Genomic DNA, 18931 nt, shown 5'->3' with positions numbered 1-18931 from the left:
GGCTATTAATTAATTGCTATATATTTTTGCATAGGCAGGAAAAAAATACAGTCGCCCGGACGACTTATTTTTCATAAATTTTTCTTCGGCTGCCGGCAGCCGGGTTTTCATTGCGAAAGGGATAAGGCGGGAATGTCAAAGGGACCACCTGTAATACAAAGTTATTCCATACACAACTGTCGGAGTGGGTACATATGTTACATAAAGGAAGGTGGCCTGTTAGTTTTACTCTAGGGGGGTAGAAGGGTGAAGATAGGTGACATCGTAACCAGAAAGGTTTATGGCGAGGATATGCAGTTTTGTGTTTTGGGTTTTTATACAAATCAAAGTACCGGAGAGAGGGTGGCGATTCTGGCCCTATTAGACCCCAACCTGATAGTGGAAGCGTCTGTTCAGGAGTTGTGCCCTGTCTCCGCTCGAAAATTATTTGCTCTAACCAGTAATTCCATGGTTCATTAGAAGGCCCTAAAACAAGGGCTTCTTTTTTTTGTGTATTAAAAGGAATATTTTGTCTGGTATTGAATTATATTAATGGTTAGCTTGTGAAAGGAGTTGCCTATTTAATATGCCGGATAATATGCTCAACGTTGCAGAAGGTGCTGTGGCCAAAGCCCGCCAAAGGGGCGCAGAGATGGCTGAAGCTTACATAGTTCGATCCAAATCCTTATCCATAGATGTTCATGACGGTGTGGTTGAAACAATGAAACTGGCCGAGGACCGGGGAATCGGTCTGCGCTTAATTAATAACGGTAAAGTAGGTTTTGCCTTTAGCACTGAACTGGGTGCCACCGGCATTGAGGAGTTGGCTAAACAGGCCATGGCCAATGCCGATATTAACGAAAAAGACCAATATAACAACTTGCCCGATGCAGGGGGCCAATATCCACAGCTGGAATTATACGACCCTGCCATAAAAGAGGCAACGGTGGAAAGCAAGATAAATTTAGCCTTGGAAATGGAGAAGGCGGCCAAAAACTATGACAAAAGAATAAAAGTCATTGAGAGTTCCACCTATCAGGACGGTGAAGCGGAGGTATTTATTGTCAACTCAAAGGGGCTTTCTGCCACCTATAGGGGGGCATACAGTGGCTTATATGTGGCCCTGGTGGCCGGCGGTGATCACGACAGTCAAACCGGCTTTGCCATAGACTACAGCTTAAAACTTAAGGACTTAGATCCTTTGAAAGTAGGGAAGTTGGCCGCCCAGCGGGCGGTGCGCATGTTGGGGGCCAAACCAATATCTACCCAACGGTTGACGGTGGTGCTAGACCCCTACATAGCCGCCAGCTTTTTAGGATTATTGGGACCGGCCCTATCCAGTGAGGCGGTACAAAAGGGTCGGTCCTTGTTTGCCGGAAAAGTAGGTACAGATGTGGCTTCAAACAAGGTGACAATAATAGATGACGGCTCAATGGCCGGCGGTATTGCCTCAGCCCCCTTTGACGGGGAAGGTGTGCCTTCATCTAAAACGGTTTTAATTGATCAGGGCTTACTGAAGGGTTATTTATATAATACATATACAGCTGCCAAAGATGCAGTAGAGTCCACCGGTAACGGTGTGCGCGGCTCATTTAAAAGCACACCGGAGGTGGGAACAACCAATTTTTATATTCAACCCGGAGAAAAGGATCCGGAGCAATTAATTAAAGATATTCCCAAGGGACTGTATTTAACCGAAGTAATGGGTATGCACACAGCCAACCCTATTTCCGGGGATTTCTCAGTTGGTGCCTCGGGTATATTAATTGAAAACGGTCAATTTACCAGACCGGTTCGCGGTATTGCCATTGGCGGCAACGTAATGGAATTGTTAAAATCGGTGGATGCGGTGGGTAGCGATTTACAATTCTTTGGCGGAAAGGGTGCTCCCACCGTACGGGTTTCCCAAATGACAGTAAGCGGTTAAGGCTCGATTTAATCGAGCCTTATTTACACGGCAGAAAATTTCCGAAGTCTCTTTTTCTAAAAATAAAATTTGTGATCACACACCCAAGCGATTGAAGGCATTAGTATATTATGGTAAAATGTTTTCGTTTATAAGGCAGGTGTTTTTGTTGAAAATATTGGTGCTTCATGGGCCAAATCTTAACCTGCTGGGCAAGCGGGAGCCGGCGGTATATGGTACAATTACATTAGAAGAAATTAATGCCAACATAGCTGCCTTGGCCAAGGAGCTAAATGTTGAGGTTGAATGCTTCCAATCAAATCATGAGGGCATACTGGTGGACAAGCTACACCAAGCCATGGGTGCCTTTGACGCAGTGATTATTAATCCCGGTGCCTACACCCATTACAGCATTGCCCTGCGCGATGCGGTGTCGGCGGTGAAGTTGCCGGTAATAGAAGTACATCTTTCTAACATTTATGCCAGGGAAGAGTTTCGCCATCGCTCGGTGATTGCCCCGGTGGCGGTAGGTCAAATTTCAGGTTTTGGCATGCAGGGTTACCTATTGGCACTGCGGGCGGCAGTTCAGTTATTACAGGCTAATGGAGGTTTAACATGAATAAAAGGGTACAAAAATTACAGCAAGGTTTATCCGAAAACAAAATAGACGCCATGCTTGTTGAAAGGCTGGATAACGTTCGTTATTTAAGCGGTTTTACCGGTACAAACGCTAAACTGCTGGTGACGGCCGAAAAGCTTTATTTATATACTGACTTTCGCTACATAGACCAGGCTAAGGAACAATGTCCCGGTGCGGAGATAATTAAAGTAATTCAACTGGGTAATGATATTTTTGAAAAAATAATGGCCACTGCTAAACAGTGGGGAATAAATAGGTTAGGTTTCGAGACTGACTATGTAACCCATGAAAATTATCAAAATATGGTTCAGTACTTACCGGAAACAGAGCTTATTCCTGTTAAAGGTATCACCGAAGGCATTAGAATGGTAAAAGACCAGGAAGAACTGCGCCTGTTAGAACATGCAGTGGCCTTGGCTGACCGGGCCTGGGCTGAGGTACTGCCCCATGTGAAGCCCGGTATAACTGAAAAACAGTTTGCCTTGGAACTGGAAATTATTATGCGCCGCCTGGGTGCAGAAAGACCGGCCTTTAATATTATTGTGGCCTCCGGCCCCCGGGGAGCCTTGCCCCACGGTGTAGCTTCCGACCGGGTAATTAATACCGGTGATATGGTAACGGTGGATTTCGGAGCGGTGTACAAGGGCTATCACTCAGATATAACCAGAAATTTTGTGCTGGGCAGCCCCAGTGCTAAGCAGCAAGAGATATACAAGATAGTGCTGGAAGCACAGGTCAGTGGCATAAATGCCGTTAAGCCCGGTGTTGCAGCATCGGCGGTGGATGCAGCGGCCAGAGGTGTAATTGAGCGGTATGGCTATGCTGACTATTTCGGTCATGGAACGGGACACGGGGTAGGTTTAGTGATACATGAAGGGCCCAGGCTATCACCCCAAGATAATACTGAGCTACAACCGGGAATGGTTGTTACTGTGGAACCGGGAATTTACTTACCTGGCTGGGGGGGAGTGAGAATAGAGGATATTTTGTTAGTTACAGAGGATGGTGCCCGTATACTGACAAAAACTCCTAAAGAAGAGTTGTTGGTTATATAATACATAGAACTTTAAGGGGGTAAAAAGAAAATGATTTCAACCAATGATTTTAGAACAGGATTAACCATTGAGATGGATAACGAGGTGTATCAGGTGTTGGATTTTCAGCACGTAAAGCCGGGCAAAGGGTCTGCCTTTGTGCGTTCAAAGCTGAAGAATTTACGCACCGGTGCCACCGTGGATAAAACCTTTAACGCCGGCGAAAAAATCGCCAGAGCTCATATCGAGAGAAAAGAAGTGCAATATCTTTATAATGACGGCAGTGAATATTACTTTATGGACACCGAAACCTATGATCAGTTTGGCATGACTAAAGAACAGCTGGGTGAAGCCATTAATTTCCTAAAGGAAAATATGACCATTACCAATTTATTGTTTAAAGGAAAGTCCATCGGTATAGATTTACCTAACTTTGTGGAATTAGAGGTGGTGGATACCACCCCCGGTATTAAAGGGGACACTGCATCCGGCGGCAGCAAACCTGCCACCTTGGAAACCGGCTATATTGTTAACGTGCCTTTCTTTATTAACACCGGTGATGTGCTGCAAATTGATACCCGCACCGGGCATTATATTAAGCGGGTGTAAGCAGTCAATTCAGCCCTGTTTTAATGTTTAAAAACTAACTTTAAGTGACATAATATACTAGCAATGACTAAGCTTGGTAAATAAAATTTTACAAAGGGGGTTGCGCAATGAACGACCTGAGGGCCAGGGTGGCATATCTGCAGGGTTTGGCTGCCGGATTAGACATTTCAGAAGAAAGCAAAGAGGGCAAATTGCTAAACGGTATTATTGATGTGTTAGCGGAATTTGCTGAAGAGGTAAACGACCTGCAAGAGATGCAAGAACAACTGGAGGACTATGTTGAAACTTTAGATGAAGATTTGTACAGCCTTGAAGACGATTTTTACGAAGATGACGGTCCCTGTTGTGGTGAAGTGGAAGACTATGAAGAATTTGTTGAAGTGGATTGTCCCAGTTGTGGCGAAACAGTAATGTTTGAATCAGATATTTTAGACCATGAAGATACAATTGAAGTGGCATGTCCCAATTGTGATGAAGTGGTGTTTATAAATGATGATTCTTTTTCTTCCGCCGATGAACCGGAACAGTTGGTGGGTGGAAGGGAACAAGATGATGATCTATAGATAATGAACCGGGTTTAGGCCCGGTTTATTTTTTTAGGAAGGGCGTAAGTGCAATTGTGCAGAATTTTCTACTGATATACCCTTGAATATCATTCCGTTATCAAATAAAATATAGATGTTATTGGTTATAGAGTAAGCGTTTGGGTTTATATCCAAACGTTATTATCAAGAAGCGGGGGGATAATAATGAGTGAACAGCAGAAAATACTGATAATCGGTGGTGTGGCAGCCGGACCCAAGGCTGCGGCCCGTGCTCGCCGTCGCAATCCGCAGGCGGAAATTACAATTCTTGAACGGGGTGGGTTAACTTCTTACGCCGGTTGTGGCATGCCCTTTTTTATTTCCGGCATGATTCATGATTATAAAGAATTGTATTTGACTTCATATGGGGTGGCCCGGGATGCAAATTACTTTGGTCGGGAAAAGGGTGTAAAACTTTATACCCGTACCGAAGCCACCGCCATTGATCGCCAAAATAAGGTGGTAAAGGCAAAAAACTTGGAAACCGGTGAAGAAATGGAGTTTCCGTATGACAAACTGGTATTGGCAACCGGTGCATCGCCCTTTGTGCCGCCCATTGAAGGGGTGGACTTAAAAGGCGTACATCTGCTTAACCATCCGGACGACTCGTTAAAAATTAGAGAACTGGTAGATACCGGTAATATAGAACAGGCAGTTGTAATTGGTGCCGGTCTTATTGGTATGGAAGGCGCAGACGCACTCTTTAACAAGATGGTTGAGGTAACCATTGTTGAGATGCAAGACCAGGTGCTGCCAAACATGCTGGATGCCGATATGGCCCAAAGGTTGCAGCGTCATATGTATGACGAGGGTGTTGACCTTTTCTTGGGAGACAAGGTGCTGCGCATTGAGGGAGACGAAGAGGGCAATGTAAAGGGTGTAGTTACCGAAAAGAACGGATTTGTTGAGTGTCAGTTGGTAATTATGGCCTCCGGAGTGCGCCCCAATGTACAGCTGGCCGCTGATGCAGGTTTAGAAATTGGTGAAGCCCGGGCCATTGCCGTTAATGAGTACATGCAGACCAGTGACCCCGACATTTATGCCTGCGGTGACTGTGTGGAAAACGTTCACTTGATTTCCGGTAAAAAGGTTTATACTCCCATGGCTACCTATGCCAACCGTCAGGGCCGGGTAGTGGGGGATAATGTAACCGGAGGAGAGAGCACCTTTAAGGGTGTGCTGGGCACCGGTGTGGCAGAAGTGTTTGAAATGAATGTGGGTCGGACAGGCCTTGGGGAGCAGCAGGCCAAAAACCTTGGCTATAATGTTATTACTGCAGTTAGCTCCGGTTTAGACCGCACTCACTACCACGCCCGCCACGGTTTGGTACAGTTTAAAATCATTGCCGATGCCGACAGCAAACGCATTTTAGGTGCCCAGGGAATTGGTAAGGGTGACGTGGTAAAACGCATTGACGTGGTGGCTACGGCCATTACCTTTGGCGCAACACTGGAAGACTTAAGCAACCTTGACTTGGGATATGCACCGCCCTTCTCTTCACCAATTGATCCGGTGGCCCATGCGGTGAACGTGGTGCGCAACAAAGTTGACGGCTTGGCTGAAACAATTAAATCCCAGCAGCTGCTGGAAAAACTGGAAGACGGTGAAGACCTCTTGTTGTTAGACGTACGTACCGCCGAGCAGTTTGCACCGAAACACTTTAAAGACGACCGCATCATGCAGGTGGCCCTGGGTGATCTGCGTGAGAAGTTAGAAGAGATTCCCAGGGATAAAGAAATTGTTACCATCTGCCCCATGGGTATCAGAGCATACGAGGCAGTGAGAACGCTGCGCGGTGCCGGTTTTGAAAATGTAAAGCTGCTGGAAGGCGGCTTAAACATGTGGCCCTTTGATTTAGAAATTAAGAAAAAATAAAGCAATACAGCCATAAGATCCCCCGTATTTAATCATTTTATATGTGCATGCTAATCTTAAGGGGGGTTGTAATTATGGCTAGAAGGAAATTAATGAGTGATGCTCTAAAGTATGAGATGGCACAGGAAATGGGTGTGGCCCATAAAATTAAGGGTTCTGATTACGGGGACCTGACCTCACGGGAATGTGGTAACTTCGTAGCACTGGCCATTCAAAGAGCAGAACGTAGCCTAGTATAACTTCCCTGGAAAGACCCTTGCCTAAGGCAGGGGTCTTTCTTTTTTATTTCGGAATAAATTACCAGGCGGAACATAAATATAGTTTTAAAGGGGGGAGTGTCTGTGAAGGCGGTCAGTGCTGCCAAAAAAGGCCTAGATGGCCCGTTAACCGCTGTGCTGGGGGTGCTGCCAACCCACCTGCGGCAAATGATATTACAGTTGCCCCCTGATATTTTTACTGCCATAGAGGAAATACGTGTGCGCCATGGCAGGCCGTTGATCCTGGGATTAAACCACAAGGATGCCTTTTTACACCGCCAGGGCGGGTTAGCTGACCGGCCAAGCCAAGCCTATGTGGTCAGTGACGATGACCTCCGGCGCACCACACAATTGATCAGCAACTCTTCGATTTACGCCTTGGAGGAGGAGTTAAAAAACGGCTATATAACGCTGGCCGGAGGTCATCGGGTAGGTATAACCGGCAAGGTGGTGACGGAAAAGGGCGGCGTTAAGACCATGAAATATATATCCGGTATCAACATTAGGGTTTCCCGTCAGGTGCTGGGGGCGGCAGACGGGGTAATTAAGCACCTGCTGTCACCCAAGGGTATGGTCTACCATACCATGCTCATTTCGCCTCCCCGCTGCGGCAAAACCACCTTGTTGCGGGATATCGTTCGCCAGCTGTCTAACGGGATACCCAGTTTGGGTTTTGGGGGCATTAATGTGGGGGTGGTGGACGAGCGGTCAGAAATTGCCGGCTGTTACCAAGGGGTGCCCCAGCTGGATGTGGGCATAAGAACCGATGTATTGGATGCCTGTCCCAAGGCTGCGGGTATGATGATGCTGCTGCGCTCCATGTCGCCCGGCCTTATAGCCACCGACGAAATAGGCCGCAGTGAGGATGTGGCAGCGGTTGAGGAGGTACTAAATGCCGGTATTAAGGTGCTGACCACTGCCCATGGTTCATCAATAGAAGAATTAAAGCGCCGACCGGCCTTGTCCCGCTTGCTGTCACTTGGCTTGATAGAAAGATATGTGATACTGGGAAGAAGCCGTGGTGTGGGCACGGTGGAACAGGTAATTGATGGGATAAGCCGGCGCACCTTAGAGGGCTTACGGGGGGTAAAGAGGTGCTGAAATATATTGGAGCCTTAATGATACTGTCTGCCTGTGGTTATGCCGGTTTGACCGTGGCTGCAAAGTACCGCCGCCGGCCAATGGAATTAAGATACCTGCGGTCGGCCCTGCAAATGTTAGAAACGGAGATATCTTACGGGGCCACCCCGCTGCCCGAAGCCATGGATAGGGTGGGCCAGCGCTGTGAAGCCGGAATAGCCGCCCTGTTTTCTTTAACCAGGGATAAACTGTTAGCCGGCGAGGGTGTAACTGCCCGGGAGGCCTGGGATGAAGCCTTGGCCCACTTTTATAAAAACAGCGCCCTTAACAGGGCGGATTTGGCGGTGCTCAAGGCCCTGGGTTCCGGAATTGGCATTTCTGATCGGCTTGATCAGGTAAAGCACCTGCGGCTGGCCCAAGAACAATTAAAAATTGAAGAAGCCAAAGCAGAGGTGGAAGCGGAAAAAAATGTAAAGCTCTACAATTACCTTGGCTTTTTGGGTGGACTGACCATAGTAATTATCTTTATTTAATAAGGGGGTAACAGAGTGGGTGGTATTGATATTATTTTTCGAATTGCCGGCGTCGGCATTATAGTGGCGGCCTTGCATGCGGTGTTAAAACATGCCGGCAAGGAAGAATATGCCAACTGGGTGACGGTGGGCGGAGTGGTGGCAATTTTGTTTTGGGTGGTTGAGTTTTTAGGTGCCTTTTTTACAGAGGTTAAGTCGGTGTTCAGTTTATTTTAACCGCTTGAGGGTGGATTCATATGGAAATTATGCAGATTGTCGGAATAGCCTTGGTGGCAACCATATTGGCCGGCATTGTAAGGTTTGGCAAAAGTGAAATTGGCGTGCTGCTGAGCTTAACTGCCGGTTTAATTATTTTCTTTTTGGTATTGGGCCATATCGCTTCGGTTTTTCAAGTGTTAAAGGACCTTGCATCCCAAGCCAATGTCAGCATGGCCTACCTGGGCACTATTTTGAAAATTGTCGGCATTGCATACATTGCAGATTTTGGTGCTCAAATATGTCGCGATGCCGGCGAGGGCACCCTGGCGGCCAAGGTTGAGTTTGCAGCCAAAATATTGGTGCTGGTAATGGCGGTACCCATCATAGTGGCGGTTTTACAGGCCTTGCTGAAAATAATGCCCGCGTAGGTGAGATTTATGGTCAAAAAATTATTCTTGTTCTGTGTGCTTGTTTTTATTACTGTCTTTGCCCTGCCTGCGGGGGCAACCCAGCGGGACAACCCGGGTGATCCCCTGGATGGCATAAGCAAGTTGGACCTCCGGGCGGTGGAAGAGGTGGTGCAGCAACTGGACGAGGAAATACAGCAGGCAGTACCGCATCTGGATTTTCGTCAAATGGTGGTTGACATGGCCAGGGGGGAAATGAAATGGAATGTCAGTGATATTGTTAACGGTATTTTAAAATTTATTTTTAACGAGGTGTTGGTCAATCTGTCACTGCTGGCCAAGCTGGTAATGCTGGCCATAATCACCGCTGTGCTGCAAAACCTAATGGGCGCCTTTGAAAAGGCCACCACCGGAAAGCTGGCTTATTTTATTTGCTACCTGGTGTTGGTTACCATGGCGGTGGGTGCTTTTACCCTGGCGGTGAATATCGGTCGGGATGCGGTGGATAACATGGTGGCCTTTATGCAGGCACTGCTGCCCTTGCTCTTGATGCTGCTGGCAGCCATGGGCGGCATTGCATCGTCGGCCATGTTTAGCCCTTTAATTATCGGTTCCATAACGGTCATTGGTACCATTATTAAAAACATTGTACTGCCCTTAATATTTTTTGCCGCCGTACTCACCATTTTAAATGGGGTATCCACCAAGTTTAATGTGTCGAGGATGGCTGATTTATTAAAGACTGTGGGTATGGCTGTCTTGGGCCTGTGTTCCACCGTGTTTTTGGGGGTACTGGCTGTACAGGGTGTGGCGGGAGCCATCAGCGACGGGGTGGCCCTGCGCACAGCCAAATATACCACCGATGCCTTTGTGCCGGTTGTGGGAGGTATGCTGTCTGATGCCTTGGAGGCTGTTATCGGCTCAGCGCTGCTGATGAAAAATGCGGTGGGCATTGCCGGAGTGGTGATGATAATCCTGATTACAGTGCTGCCGCTAATTAAAATTTTTGCCATTGCCTTTGTTTTCCGCCTGGCGGGGGCGCTGGTTCAGCCCATAGGAGACGGGCAAATGGCCGATTGCTTATCATCATTGGGCAACAGCTTAATCACCATCTTTGGTGCGGTGGCAACGGTGGGCATATTATTTTTCTTTGCCATCACCATAGTGGTGGCAATGGGTAACCTGACGGTGATGATTAGGTAGGGGGTGATAGGCAGTGGAAGAACTGCGCCAATTGGTGCAGGGCCTGGTAATAATTGTGATGCTGGCGGTTTTTTTAGAAATGCTGCTGCCCTCCGGCGGAATGCAAAGCTATGTGAAGATGGTGATGGGGCTCTTGGTGGTAATTGCAGTATTGCAGTTGTTATTTAAGTTTACAAGTGTCGATTTCAATTTACATGTACCTGAAATAGTGCCGGTGCCGGCCATGTCCTTAGAACAAGTACAAGCTGACGCAGAGCGGTTGTCAGAGGCATATCACAATCAAGCCCTGGAGGACTATCGCCAGGGGATAGCAAAACAGGTGCTGGCCCTGGCCCGCCTTAACCGGCAGGTGACCGTGCTGGATGCCGCCGTTGAAGTAAACACGGAAGAGGGGGAGAAATACGGCCACTTGCAATTAATCCGGTTAAGGGTGACAGATAAAGAGGCAGACCCCGGTGAAACAAAGATAGAGCCGGTGGAAATAACGGTGGGAACCCAACAGGAAGAAATATCTTCAAAGCTATCGCCGGAGGTGGAGCAGGCAATGGAGAGCTTGGCTTCAACGGTATCTAATTTTTATAACCTGCCCCAAGATAAGGTGCAGATAATATATGTAGAGTAACCGCTTTAGAACCGGGCGGTAAGGAGGTATCAAGGTTTTGTTTAAGGATTTTTTTAAAGGAGAGAAGGACAAGTTAAGGCTGTGGGCTTTGCTGCTGGCCATCACCTTTGGCTTGTTCCTCTTGGTAGGAGGTAATCCCTTTGATAATCAGTCAACCGGCCGTCAAGAACCGCCGGAACAGGCCCGGATCAGCTATCAGGAGGAAGACGTTGAGTATATCAATGCTGCCTCCACTCAGCCCAGCATGGTGAACGAAGAAAAGTATCTGGCTGATAAACTGCGCACCATGTTGGAAATGGTTGAGGGAGCAGGCAGGGTGGAGGTTACAGTTCGCCTGGTGAGTTCTTCCCGGGCTGAATATGCCGTCAATACCACCACCAGCACTAAGACCACTCAGGAACAGGATCAGGCCGGTGGAACCAGGGTTTTAACCGAAGATAACGACTCCGGGCAATTGGTGCTCATTCGCAGCGGAAACGGCACAGAAATACCGGTACTGCAGCAGGAAAGGGCCTCCAATATTTCGGGCGTCTTGGTGGTGGCCGAGGGTGCCGGTGACCCGGCAATAAAAGCCCAGCTATTTAGGGCGGCACAGGTGGGGCTGGGGGTAGAACCCCAAAAAATTTTAGTGCTGGCCAAGTCTAAGTGAGAAAAGAAAAAACAAAGGCCTGTCCCTTGGTTTTCACAGGGCGGGTGATCGCACCCAGCCGGTTTGTTAATGGGGGGCGGTATGGTAAAAAAGAAAGAGGTTAAAGAGGTGAAAATAATTTTGCTTAACCGAAAAAATGTGATGTCGGTGACTTTGGTCCTGGTTGGGCTTGCCTTGGTGGTGATAGGTTATGGGGGTTTGGGAAATAATTCACCCACCGCAGATGCCACCGCCGGGGCAGATTACTCTGGACAAACAATTGAAATAGGGGCACCTGAATTTGTAGACGAGGAAGCGCCGGTAACAGATGTGCCGGATTTAGTCACTGAACCCACACGCCTGGCGCAATCCACAGAGAAAACAAGGCAAAGCGAAGGTTTTTTTGTGGAATACCGCATTGAAAGGGAGCGCACCAGGGGCCAGCAGGTGGAATGGCTGCGGGAAATCATTAATAATCCCAATTCAGACAGCGAAACCCGCAAAAAGGCCCAGGAGCAGCTATATACCATTAGCCAAAACCTCGGCAAAGAAATGGAGATAGAAAACTTAATTCGCGCCAAAGGCTTTGACGATGCAGTGGTGCTCATACAGGAAGACCCCACCAATGCGGTAACGGTGGTGGTAAAAACTGAAAAGTTGACCACAGACCAGACAGCCCAAGTGGCAGAATTGGTATCCCGCAACACCGGTATTAACATGTCCCATGTGGTGATTATTCCCAAATTTTAACTCACAGTGCCGGCGAATTGTGCAATTAGTAACAAAAAAGCATTATGTATACTTAACGGGCAACTGTTTCTATTTAATAAGGGTTATAATATAATAGTTGTGTACTTAAATGCGCAACTATAACCACATAGCTCAGGTGAACAAGTTATAAACCTGAGTTTTTGTGTTGTGATGTCAGGGGGTAACAATTATGCAACATCACCGAGTAGGGATTACAGATACAACGCTGCGAGACGGACACCAGAGTTTATGGGCCACCAGGATGCCCACTGAAGAAATGCTGCCAATAGTTGAAAAATTGGATCAAATGGGATATCATTCTTTGGAAGTATGGGGCGGTGCCACCTTTGATGTTTGCCTGCGCTATTTATATGAAGATCCATGGGAAAGGCTTCGTGCCATAAAAAAAGTAGCCAAAAACACCCCGCTACAAATGTTGCTGCGGGGCCAATCTGTGGTGGGTTATAATCACTACCCAGATGATGTTGTAGAGGCATTTGTACACAAGGCAGTGGAAAACGGCATTGATATCATTAGGATATTTGATGCCTTAAACGACGTGCGGAATATGGAAACAGCCATTAGAGCCACTAAAGCGGCCGGCGGTCATGCCCAGGCCACGGTATCCTATACCCTTAGCCCGGTGCACACGGTGGAACACTACCTGCAAACCGCTGAGCAGCTGGCCGAGATGGGTGCAGATTCAATTTGTATTAAAGACATGGCCGGGCTGTTGGCCCCATACCGTGCATATGAGCTGGTAAAGCTGTTTAAAGATAAAATTAACCTGCCCATGCAGCTGCATTGTCACTACATTGGCGGCATGGCAGTGGGTGCCTACCTAAAGGCCATTGAGGCCGGTGTTGATGTTGTTGACACGGCATCTGTACCTTTGGCATTTGGCGCTTCGCAGCCACCGGTGGAAACAGTGGTGCGGGCTTTAAAGGCTACACCCTTTGACACCGGACTGTCGCTGAGTTCCTTATTTGAAGTGGCTGAGTACTTTGAAAAATTGCGTAAAAAATTAGGCTATGAACGCGGTGTAACAAGAATTAATGATATGCGGGTTTTTGAGCACCAGGTACCCGGTGGAATGATTACCAACCTGGTAAGTCAGCTGCAAGAACAAAAGGCTTCCCATCGGTTGGATGAAGTACTGCAAGAGATTCCGCGGGTGAGGGAGGAGTTAGGTTTCCCGCCGCTGGTTACACCCACCAGTCAAATTGTCGGTACCCAGGCGGTACTTAATGTGCTAACTGGCCAGCGTTATAAATTAATACCCGGTGAAGTGAGGGCTTACGTTGAGGGCTTATACGGTGAGCCCCCTGCACCCATAGACCCGGCCATATCCAGAAAGGTGCTGGGAGACAAAGAGATGATTACCTGCCGCCCGGCAGACTTGTTAGAACCCAAACTGGATAAACTACGGGAAGAAATAAAGGACTTGGCAAAATCAGAAGAAGATGTCATTTCCTATGCCCTCTTTCCGCAAATAGCAAGGAGATTCTTCCAGGCCAGGGCACGGGGAGAGCTGGGAACCAGGTATAAGGCGGAAATAGAAAGAATTAAGCAAAGTAATAACAAAAAAGATAAAAGCGATGGAAAAACCAAAGGCTTCGAGGAGGCTGGCAAAGTGAATCTAAAAGAATTAAAAGAGTTAATTGAAATTCTAAACGAAACAGATATAAATGAAATATCATTGGAAAGTGACGGCATGAAGGTGTCCATTAAAAAGGGAAACGGCCCCGGTGCAGTGGTAACAGCTCCGGAGATAACTGACTCACCGGCGGTGGAAAAACCAAAGGCAGTGGAAGCTACGCCGGCAGCGGCTCCTGCTCCTTCTCCCACACCCCCACAAAAACCCGTAGCGGAGGGCGAGGATATTGAAACAGTTACTGCGCCCATGGTGGGAACTTTTTATCGGGCATCGGCACCGGATGCAGAACCCTTTGTGGAATTGGGCCAAAGGGTGGAAGTGGGGCAAACCTTGTGTATTGTGGAAGCAATGAAGTTAATGAATGAGATAGAGGCAGAGTTTGCCGGTGAGATAGTAGATATTTTGGTGGAAAACGGTCAACCGGTGGAATACGGACAACCGATGTTTTTAATCAGAAAAGGGTAAGTAAGGAGTAAGCATGTTTAAGAAAATATTAATAGCTAACCGTGGAGAAATTGCATTAAGAATACTTCGGGCCTGCCGGGAAATGGGCATTAGAACGGTTATGGTATATTCCGAAGCCGATGCCGACAGTTTACCGGTTCGTATTGCCGATGAGGCCTACTGTATCGGCCCGGCGCCTTCAGCAAAGAGCTACTTAAATATAGCTAACATTATCAGTGTGTCTGAGCTGTCAGGTGCAGAGGCCATTCACCCCGGTTTTGGTTTTTTATCAGAAAATGCTAACTTCGCCGATATATGTGAGAACTGCGGTATAACTTTCATTGGTCCATCGGCGGACGCCATCGAAAGGATGGGCAACAAGGCACTGGCCCGCCAAACAATGATAGAGGCCGGGGTGCCGGTGGTGCCCGGTTCAGAGGGCGTAGTGCGGGATATGGATCATGCGGTGGAAATAGGTGAACAAATCGGCTACCCGGTACTTATTAAGGCCTCTGCAGGCGGCGGTGGCCGGGGAATGCGGGTGGCCCATAACCGCGAAGACTTAGTTAAGTCTATTGCAGCGGCCCAAAACGAAGCCCAGGCTGCCTTTGGCGATGATGCTGTTTATCTTGAAAAATATGTTGAGCAGCCCCGCCATATTGAGTTTCAAATACTTGGGGATAAATATGGCAACATTGTTAACCTGGGTGAGAGGGATTGCTCCATTCAGCGCCGCAATCAAAAGTTATTAGAAGAAGCACCATCTGTGGCTTTGACACCGTCACTGCGCAAAAAGATGGGTGAGATGGCAGTGAAGGCGGCCCAGGCGGTAAATTATTATAATGCGGGCACCGTTGAGTTTTTGCTGGACAAACACAACAACTTCTATTTTATTGAAATGAATACCCGTATCCAGGTGGAACACCCGGTAACGGAAATGGTTACAGGTATTGATTTAATAAAGGAACAGATACGCATTGCTGCCGGTGAGTCCCTGGGATATAAGCAAAGCGATATTAAAATTCGCGGTTGGGCAATAGAATGCCGCATCAACGCAGAGGATGCTGCTAATAACTTTATGCCCACCCCAGGCACCATTACCACCTATCTGCCGCCCGGTGGGCCCTGGGTACGTATGGACAGCGCCGTTTATCCGGGCTACCAAGTACCGCCCTTTTATGACTCCATGATAGGTAAACTGATAGTGTGGGGCAATGACCGCCAAGAGGCAATTGGCCGTATGGAAAGGGCACTGAAGGAAATGGTCATTGAAGGGGTGCCCACAACAGCCGCTTTTCAGCAGCGAATTTTGGGCAATGCCTTCTATCGTCGGGGCGAAGTATATACCAACTTTATCCAACGGCGCATTCTGCCTGAAGAAGATCTAATGTTGCGGTAGTTGGTATAGTTTGGTATAATTACTTGTACTTAATTACTTGTGTCTTGTTTAACCGGCAAACTATTTTCTGGAGGTGTCGCGGTGCAAAACAATAGTACTAAAGATATCTATGTTCACGATCAGCAAAACGCCTTGGGTTCTATCCGGGTGGCTGACGACGTGGTGGGCATTATAGCGGGATTGGCCGCCACTGAAATTCCCGGCGTTGCAGGTATGAGTGGCGGAATTGGCGGCGGCATTGCTGAAATGCTAGGCCGCAAAAACCTGTCCAAAGGTGTAAAGGTTGAAGTCGGTGAGCGTGAAGCTGCGGTAGATCTGCATGTAATTGTTGAATTTGGTGTGCGCATCCCGGAGGTGGCAGCCAGTATTCAGACAAATGTTAAGCATGCTATTGAGGGTATGACCGGTCTAAAGGTGGTAGAGGTAAACATCCATATCCGCGGTGTGGTTTTTCCCGATGAAAAAGGGGAGGAAAACGCCAGAGTTCGCTAAGTACATGGAAACCCGGGGCTTAAGCCGCGGGTTTTGGTTTTATTATTTTTTATTCAGGAGGTATGGTATGGGTTTTCTCGATAGGGTTTTACTGGGATTATACACCTTAGCTATCATCATACTGCTGCTGCTGGCGGTGACCGCTTTCACCGGTTGGTGGCTGCAACCCTTGGATGCTATGCTGTATGCCCCCTATGGTGCTGGGGATAATATAATATTATGGTTAATTATCGGTGTGCTTTTGTTGGTAAGCCTAAGATTGTTTTACGTTAGCTTGGTGGGAAGCCGGGAAAAGCGGGCGGTGGTACACGAGTTTACCTTAGGACAATTGCGCATTACCATTCCTGCCATTGAAGGGTTGGTAAAAAAGGCTGCTTTTCAGATAGACGGAGTGCGGGAGGTAAAACCAAGGATAAACACCGTTAAAGACGGAGTCAGTGTCTTTGTTAAAGTAACGGTGGCTCCGGACATAAATATACCGGAAACTTCCAAGCAAATTCAGCAGCGAATAAAGGATTATCTTCTAGAAATAACAGGAATATCGGTGCATAATGTCAAAGTAATGGTAGAAAATATCTCCACCAACAAGCCCCGGGTGGAGTAGTGTAAAGAGGTGTTATGATGAATTTTAAGTATTTATTACAAGAAATATTAGAATACCACCGGGGTAAGGCATTGGGGGTTTTACTGGGGCTAGTCTTTGGTTGGTTTGCCATCAAATACGGCTTTTTTAAAGCCCTTTTTGTGGCCTTTTGCATAGGGGCAGGCTTTTTTATAGGAAAGCGCATTGATGAGCGAGAGGATATAGCCCAAATTTTTGACCGTTTATTTAAAGACCGATAAATATAACACCCATATGGGTAAGATATAATTAAGTACCGTTTCTTTTCAGGGGGAATTATTTTGAGCAGGAGACAGGCCCGTGAAACGGCTGTACAGGTTCTTTTTGCCATGGATTTAGGAAAAATTGAATTTGAAGAGGCTTTTAATCATGTGACCGATGAATTTGCCATATCGCCTAGGGCTAAGGACTTTAGTAAAGAGCTAATTCAAGGTACCATACAAAAGCTGCCGGAGTTAGATGCAATTATCAAGCAATTATCCAGGGGCTGGAATTTTGAACGCCTATCTTATGTGGATCGAAACATTATGCGTTTGGCCCTTTATGAAATATACCACCGGGAAGAAATACCGCCGGCAGTTTCGGTAAATGAAGCGGTGGAGTTAGCAAAAATATATAGTGGGGAGGAAGGCGGACGGTTTATCAACGGTATATTAGGTAGGGTGGTGGCGTCACCGGAAAAGTTTCGCCGGGTACAACCCCCTGTCGGTACATAGTATTTTTATTATAATAGCTTAGGGTTTGCTTTAGGGCTCAATGAATTGAGCCCTTTATTTAAGAAAACTAATATTGCAGAGGTATTTTTTAATGAAGGTTTTGTCTGTTACCCAACTAACCCGGTACGTAAAGGAAAAATTTGACGGCGATTATTTGCTGAATAATCTTTGGGTGAAGGGTGAAATATCAAATTTTAAAAGGCACAGTTCCGGGCACCTCTACTTTACCTTAAAGGATGATCATACCCGTATAGGTGTGGTAATGTTTCGTTCCAGGGCCTATAGGCTGCCCTTTTTTCCGGAAAACGGCATGTCTGTCATGGTGCGCGGGTATGTATCGGTTTACGAACGGGATGGTTGTTATCAGTTATATGCAGAAGAGATGGAACCCGACGGCTTGGGCGCCCTGTACATTGCCTTTGAACAATTAAAAGCCAGGCTGCAAGGGGAGGGGCTTTTTGATGCAGCCAGGAAAAGGCAGCTTCCCAAGTTTCCTAAAATTATAGGCCTTGTTACATCCCCCGGCGGTGCGGCGGTGAGGGATATGATTAAAATAATATCGCACCGGTGGCCGCCGGCCAAGCTGGTAATAGTTCCTGTGACGGTGCAGGGGGAGCATGCCCCCCAAGATATTTCCCGGGGCATAGAGGAAATTAACCGTTGGGGAAAGGCCGACCTAATCATTGTGGGCCGCGGCGGGGGTTCGCTGGAAGAGTTATGGGCTTTTAATACAGAGGTGGTGGCCCGGGCGGTGGCCGGTTCCCAGGTGCCGGTTATTTCGGCGGTGGGCCATGAAACTGATGTTACCATTTGTGATTTTGTCGCCGATGTCCGGGCGGCCACACCTTCCCAGGCGGCAGAGATGGCTGTGCCGGACCTAAATAGTGTTAAAGACTATATTGAAATACTGCAGAACCGTGCCCATAGGGCCATAAAACAGTATCTTGCCAGGGCCCGCCTTTGGCTGCAGAGGGTAGAAGAAGCCAGGGCCCTTAATATGCCCCAGCGTGTATTGGTGGACAGCAGGCGGCAGCATTTGGACCTATTGAATAAGGAATTGCAGCATGGCATTGAACTTTTGCTTTCCAAAAAGGGCGGTGAGCTGGCGTCTTTGGCTGCCTCACTGCAAAGCTTAAGCCCCTTGGACACCTTATCCAGAGGCTATAGTTTATGTACCTCACCCACCGGCCGGCTGATTAGAGATGCTGCCCAGGTGGAGCTTGGTAGCAGGGTTGAAGTTCAATTACATCGGGGTAAGCTTACCTGTACTGTAAAGAGTCGCGAAGTTTAAGTAAG

Annotated in this window: 23 protein-coding genes; all 23 read left to right on the top strand. The window is 47.6% G+C overall.

Features of this window, described 5'->3' with window-relative positions:
• Positions 1–246 precede the first annotated feature (246 nt).
• The 23 genes from BR02_RS0105245 to xseA all read left to right on the top strand — a co-directional run bounded on the left by BR02_RS0105245 (position 247) and on the right by xseA (position 18926).
• Positions 247–459 (top strand): sporulation peptidase YabG, encoded by a 213-nt coding sequence (locus BR02_RS0105245; protein ID WP_031514898.1) that lies wholly within the window; start codon positions 247–249, stop codon positions 457–459.
• A 106-nt stretch (positions 460–565) separates the two neighbouring features.
• Positions 566–1906, top strand: a complete 1341-nt coding sequence (locus BR02_RS0105240) for a TldD/PmbA family protein (protein WP_031514897.1) — start codon at positions 566–568, stop codon at positions 1904–1906.
• A gap of 148 nt (positions 1907–2054) precedes the next feature.
• The gene (aroQ, locus tag BR02_RS0105235; protein ID WP_031514896.1) at positions 2055–2504 is read left to right on the top strand and encodes a type II 3-dehydroquinate dehydratase; all 450 of its coding nucleotides are present in this window, start codon (positions 2055–2057) and stop codon (positions 2502–2504) included.
• On the top strand, positions 2501–3580 hold the full coding sequence (locus BR02_RS0105230) for a M24 family metallopeptidase (RefSeq protein ID WP_031514895.1): 1080 nt from the start codon (positions 2501–2503) through the stop codon (positions 3578–3580). The genes aroQ and BR02_RS0105230 overlap by 4 nt, the downstream gene beginning before the upstream one ends.
• 30 nt (positions 3581–3610) lie before the next feature.
• Positions 3611–4168, top strand: a complete 558-nt coding sequence (gene efp / locus BR02_RS0105225; RefSeq protein WP_031514894.1) for an elongation factor P — start codon at positions 3611–3613, stop codon at positions 4166–4168.
• A gap of 107 nt (positions 4169–4275) precedes the next feature.
• On the top strand, positions 4276–4731 hold the full coding sequence (locus BR02_RS0105220) for a CD1247 N-terminal domain-containing protein (RefSeq protein WP_031514893.1): 456 nt from the start codon (positions 4276–4278) through the stop codon (positions 4729–4731).
• Between the two features lie 186 nt (positions 4732–4917).
• A complete protein-coding gene (locus tag BR02_RS0105215) occupies positions 4918–6627 on the top strand; it encodes an FAD-dependent oxidoreductase (protein WP_031514892.1) in 1710 nt (569 codons plus the stop codon).
• A 74-nt stretch (positions 6628–6701) separates the two neighbouring features.
• On the top strand, positions 6702–6866 hold the full coding sequence (locus BR02_RS0105210; RefSeq protein WP_031514891.1) for a small, acid-soluble spore protein, alpha/beta type: 165 nt from the start codon (positions 6702–6704) through the stop codon (positions 6864–6866).
• 186 nt (positions 6867–7052) lie between these two features.
• On the top strand, positions 7053–7985 hold the full coding sequence (gene spoIIIAA / locus BR02_RS0105205) for a stage III sporulation protein AA (RefSeq protein ID WP_051688142.1): 933 nt from the start codon (positions 7053–7055) through the stop codon (positions 7983–7985).
• Positions 7979–8497, top strand: a complete 519-nt coding sequence (gene spoIIIAB / locus BR02_RS0105200; RefSeq protein WP_031514889.1) for a stage III sporulation protein SpoIIIAB — start codon at positions 7979–7981, stop codon at positions 8495–8497. Before spoIIIAA ends, spoIIIAB begins: the two co-directional genes overlap by 7 nt.
• A gap of 15 nt (positions 8498–8512) precedes the next feature.
• Positions 8513–8713, top strand: coding sequence for a stage III sporulation protein AC (gene spoIIIAC, locus BR02_RS0105195; RefSeq protein WP_031514887.1), 201 nt, complete (start codon positions 8513–8515; stop codon positions 8711–8713).
• 20 nt (positions 8714–8733) lie between these two features.
• Positions 8734–9123 carry a stage III sporulation protein AD gene (spoIIIAD, locus tag BR02_RS0105190; RefSeq protein ID WP_031514885.1) on the top strand — a complete coding sequence of 130 codons (390 nt, stop codon included), beginning with the start codon at positions 8734–8736 and terminating at the stop codon, positions 9121–9123.
• Positions 9124–9132: 9 nt separating this feature from the next.
• Complete coding sequence (gene spoIIIAE, locus BR02_RS0105185; protein WP_031514883.1) at positions 9133–10305, top strand: stage III sporulation protein AE; 1173 nt, start codon at positions 9133–9135, stop codon at positions 10303–10305.
• Positions 10306–10318: 13 nt separating this feature from the next.
• Positions 10319–10927: a stage III sporulation protein AF gene (gene spoIIIAF, locus BR02_RS0105180; RefSeq protein WP_031514881.1), complete on the top strand. Its 609-nt coding sequence runs from the start codon at positions 10319–10321 to the stop codon at positions 10925–10927.
• Positions 10928–10964: 37 nt separating this feature from the next.
• Positions 10965–11576 carry a hypothetical protein gene (locus BR02_RS14345; protein ID WP_034638881.1) on the top strand — a complete coding sequence of 204 codons (612 nt, stop codon included), beginning with the start codon at positions 10965–10967 and terminating at the stop codon, positions 11574–11576.
• A gap of 81 nt (positions 11577–11657) precedes the next feature.
• Complete coding sequence (locus BR02_RS0105170) at positions 11658–12305, top strand: SpoIIIAH-like family protein (protein WP_051688138.1); 648 nt, start codon at positions 11658–11660, stop codon at positions 12303–12305.
• A 190-nt stretch (positions 12306–12495) separates the two neighbouring features.
• On the top strand, positions 12496–14427 hold the full coding sequence (gene accB, locus BR02_RS0105165; protein WP_031514875.1) for an acetyl-CoA carboxylase biotin carboxyl carrier protein: 1932 nt from the start codon (positions 12496–12498) through the stop codon (positions 14425–14427).
• Positions 14428–14440: 13 nt separating this feature from the next.
• Positions 14441–15805, top strand: a complete 1365-nt coding sequence (gene accC / locus BR02_RS0105160; RefSeq protein ID WP_031514873.1) for an acetyl-CoA carboxylase biotin carboxylase subunit — start codon at positions 14441–14443, stop codon at positions 15803–15805.
• 81 nt (positions 15806–15886) lie between these two features.
• Positions 15887–16297, top strand: coding sequence for an Asp23/Gls24 family envelope stress response protein (locus tag BR02_RS0105155; protein WP_034638879.1), 411 nt, complete (start codon positions 15887–15889; stop codon positions 16295–16297).
• Between the two features lie 67 nt (positions 16298–16364).
• Positions 16365–16901, top strand: coding sequence for an alkaline shock response membrane anchor protein AmaP (gene amaP / locus BR02_RS0105150; RefSeq protein ID WP_031514869.1), 537 nt, complete (start codon positions 16365–16367; stop codon positions 16899–16901).
• A 17-nt stretch (positions 16902–16918) separates the two neighbouring features.
• Entirely contained in the window at positions 16919–17140 is a 222-nt protein-coding gene (locus BR02_RS0105145; RefSeq protein ID WP_031514867.1) for a DUF2273 domain-containing protein, read from the top strand.
• A 60-nt stretch (positions 17141–17200) separates the two neighbouring features.
• Complete coding sequence (gene nusB, locus BR02_RS0105140) at positions 17201–17635, top strand: transcription antitermination factor NusB (RefSeq protein ID WP_031514865.1); 435 nt, start codon at positions 17201–17203, stop codon at positions 17633–17635.
• Between the two features lie 91 nt (positions 17636–17726).
• A complete protein-coding gene (gene xseA, locus BR02_RS0105135) occupies positions 17727–18926 on the top strand; it encodes an exodeoxyribonuclease VII large subunit (RefSeq protein WP_031514863.1) in 1200 nt (399 codons plus the stop codon).
• The last annotated feature ends 5 nt before the right edge of the window (positions 18927–18931 follow it).

Source organism: Desulfofalx alkaliphila DSM 12257, assembly GCF_000711975.1.
GTDB classification, from domain to species: Bacteria; Bacillota; Desulfotomaculia; order Desulfotomaculales; family Desulfohalotomaculaceae; genus Desulfofalx; species Desulfofalx alkaliphila.
This window is presented reverse-complemented; position numbering and strand designations above follow the sequence as displayed.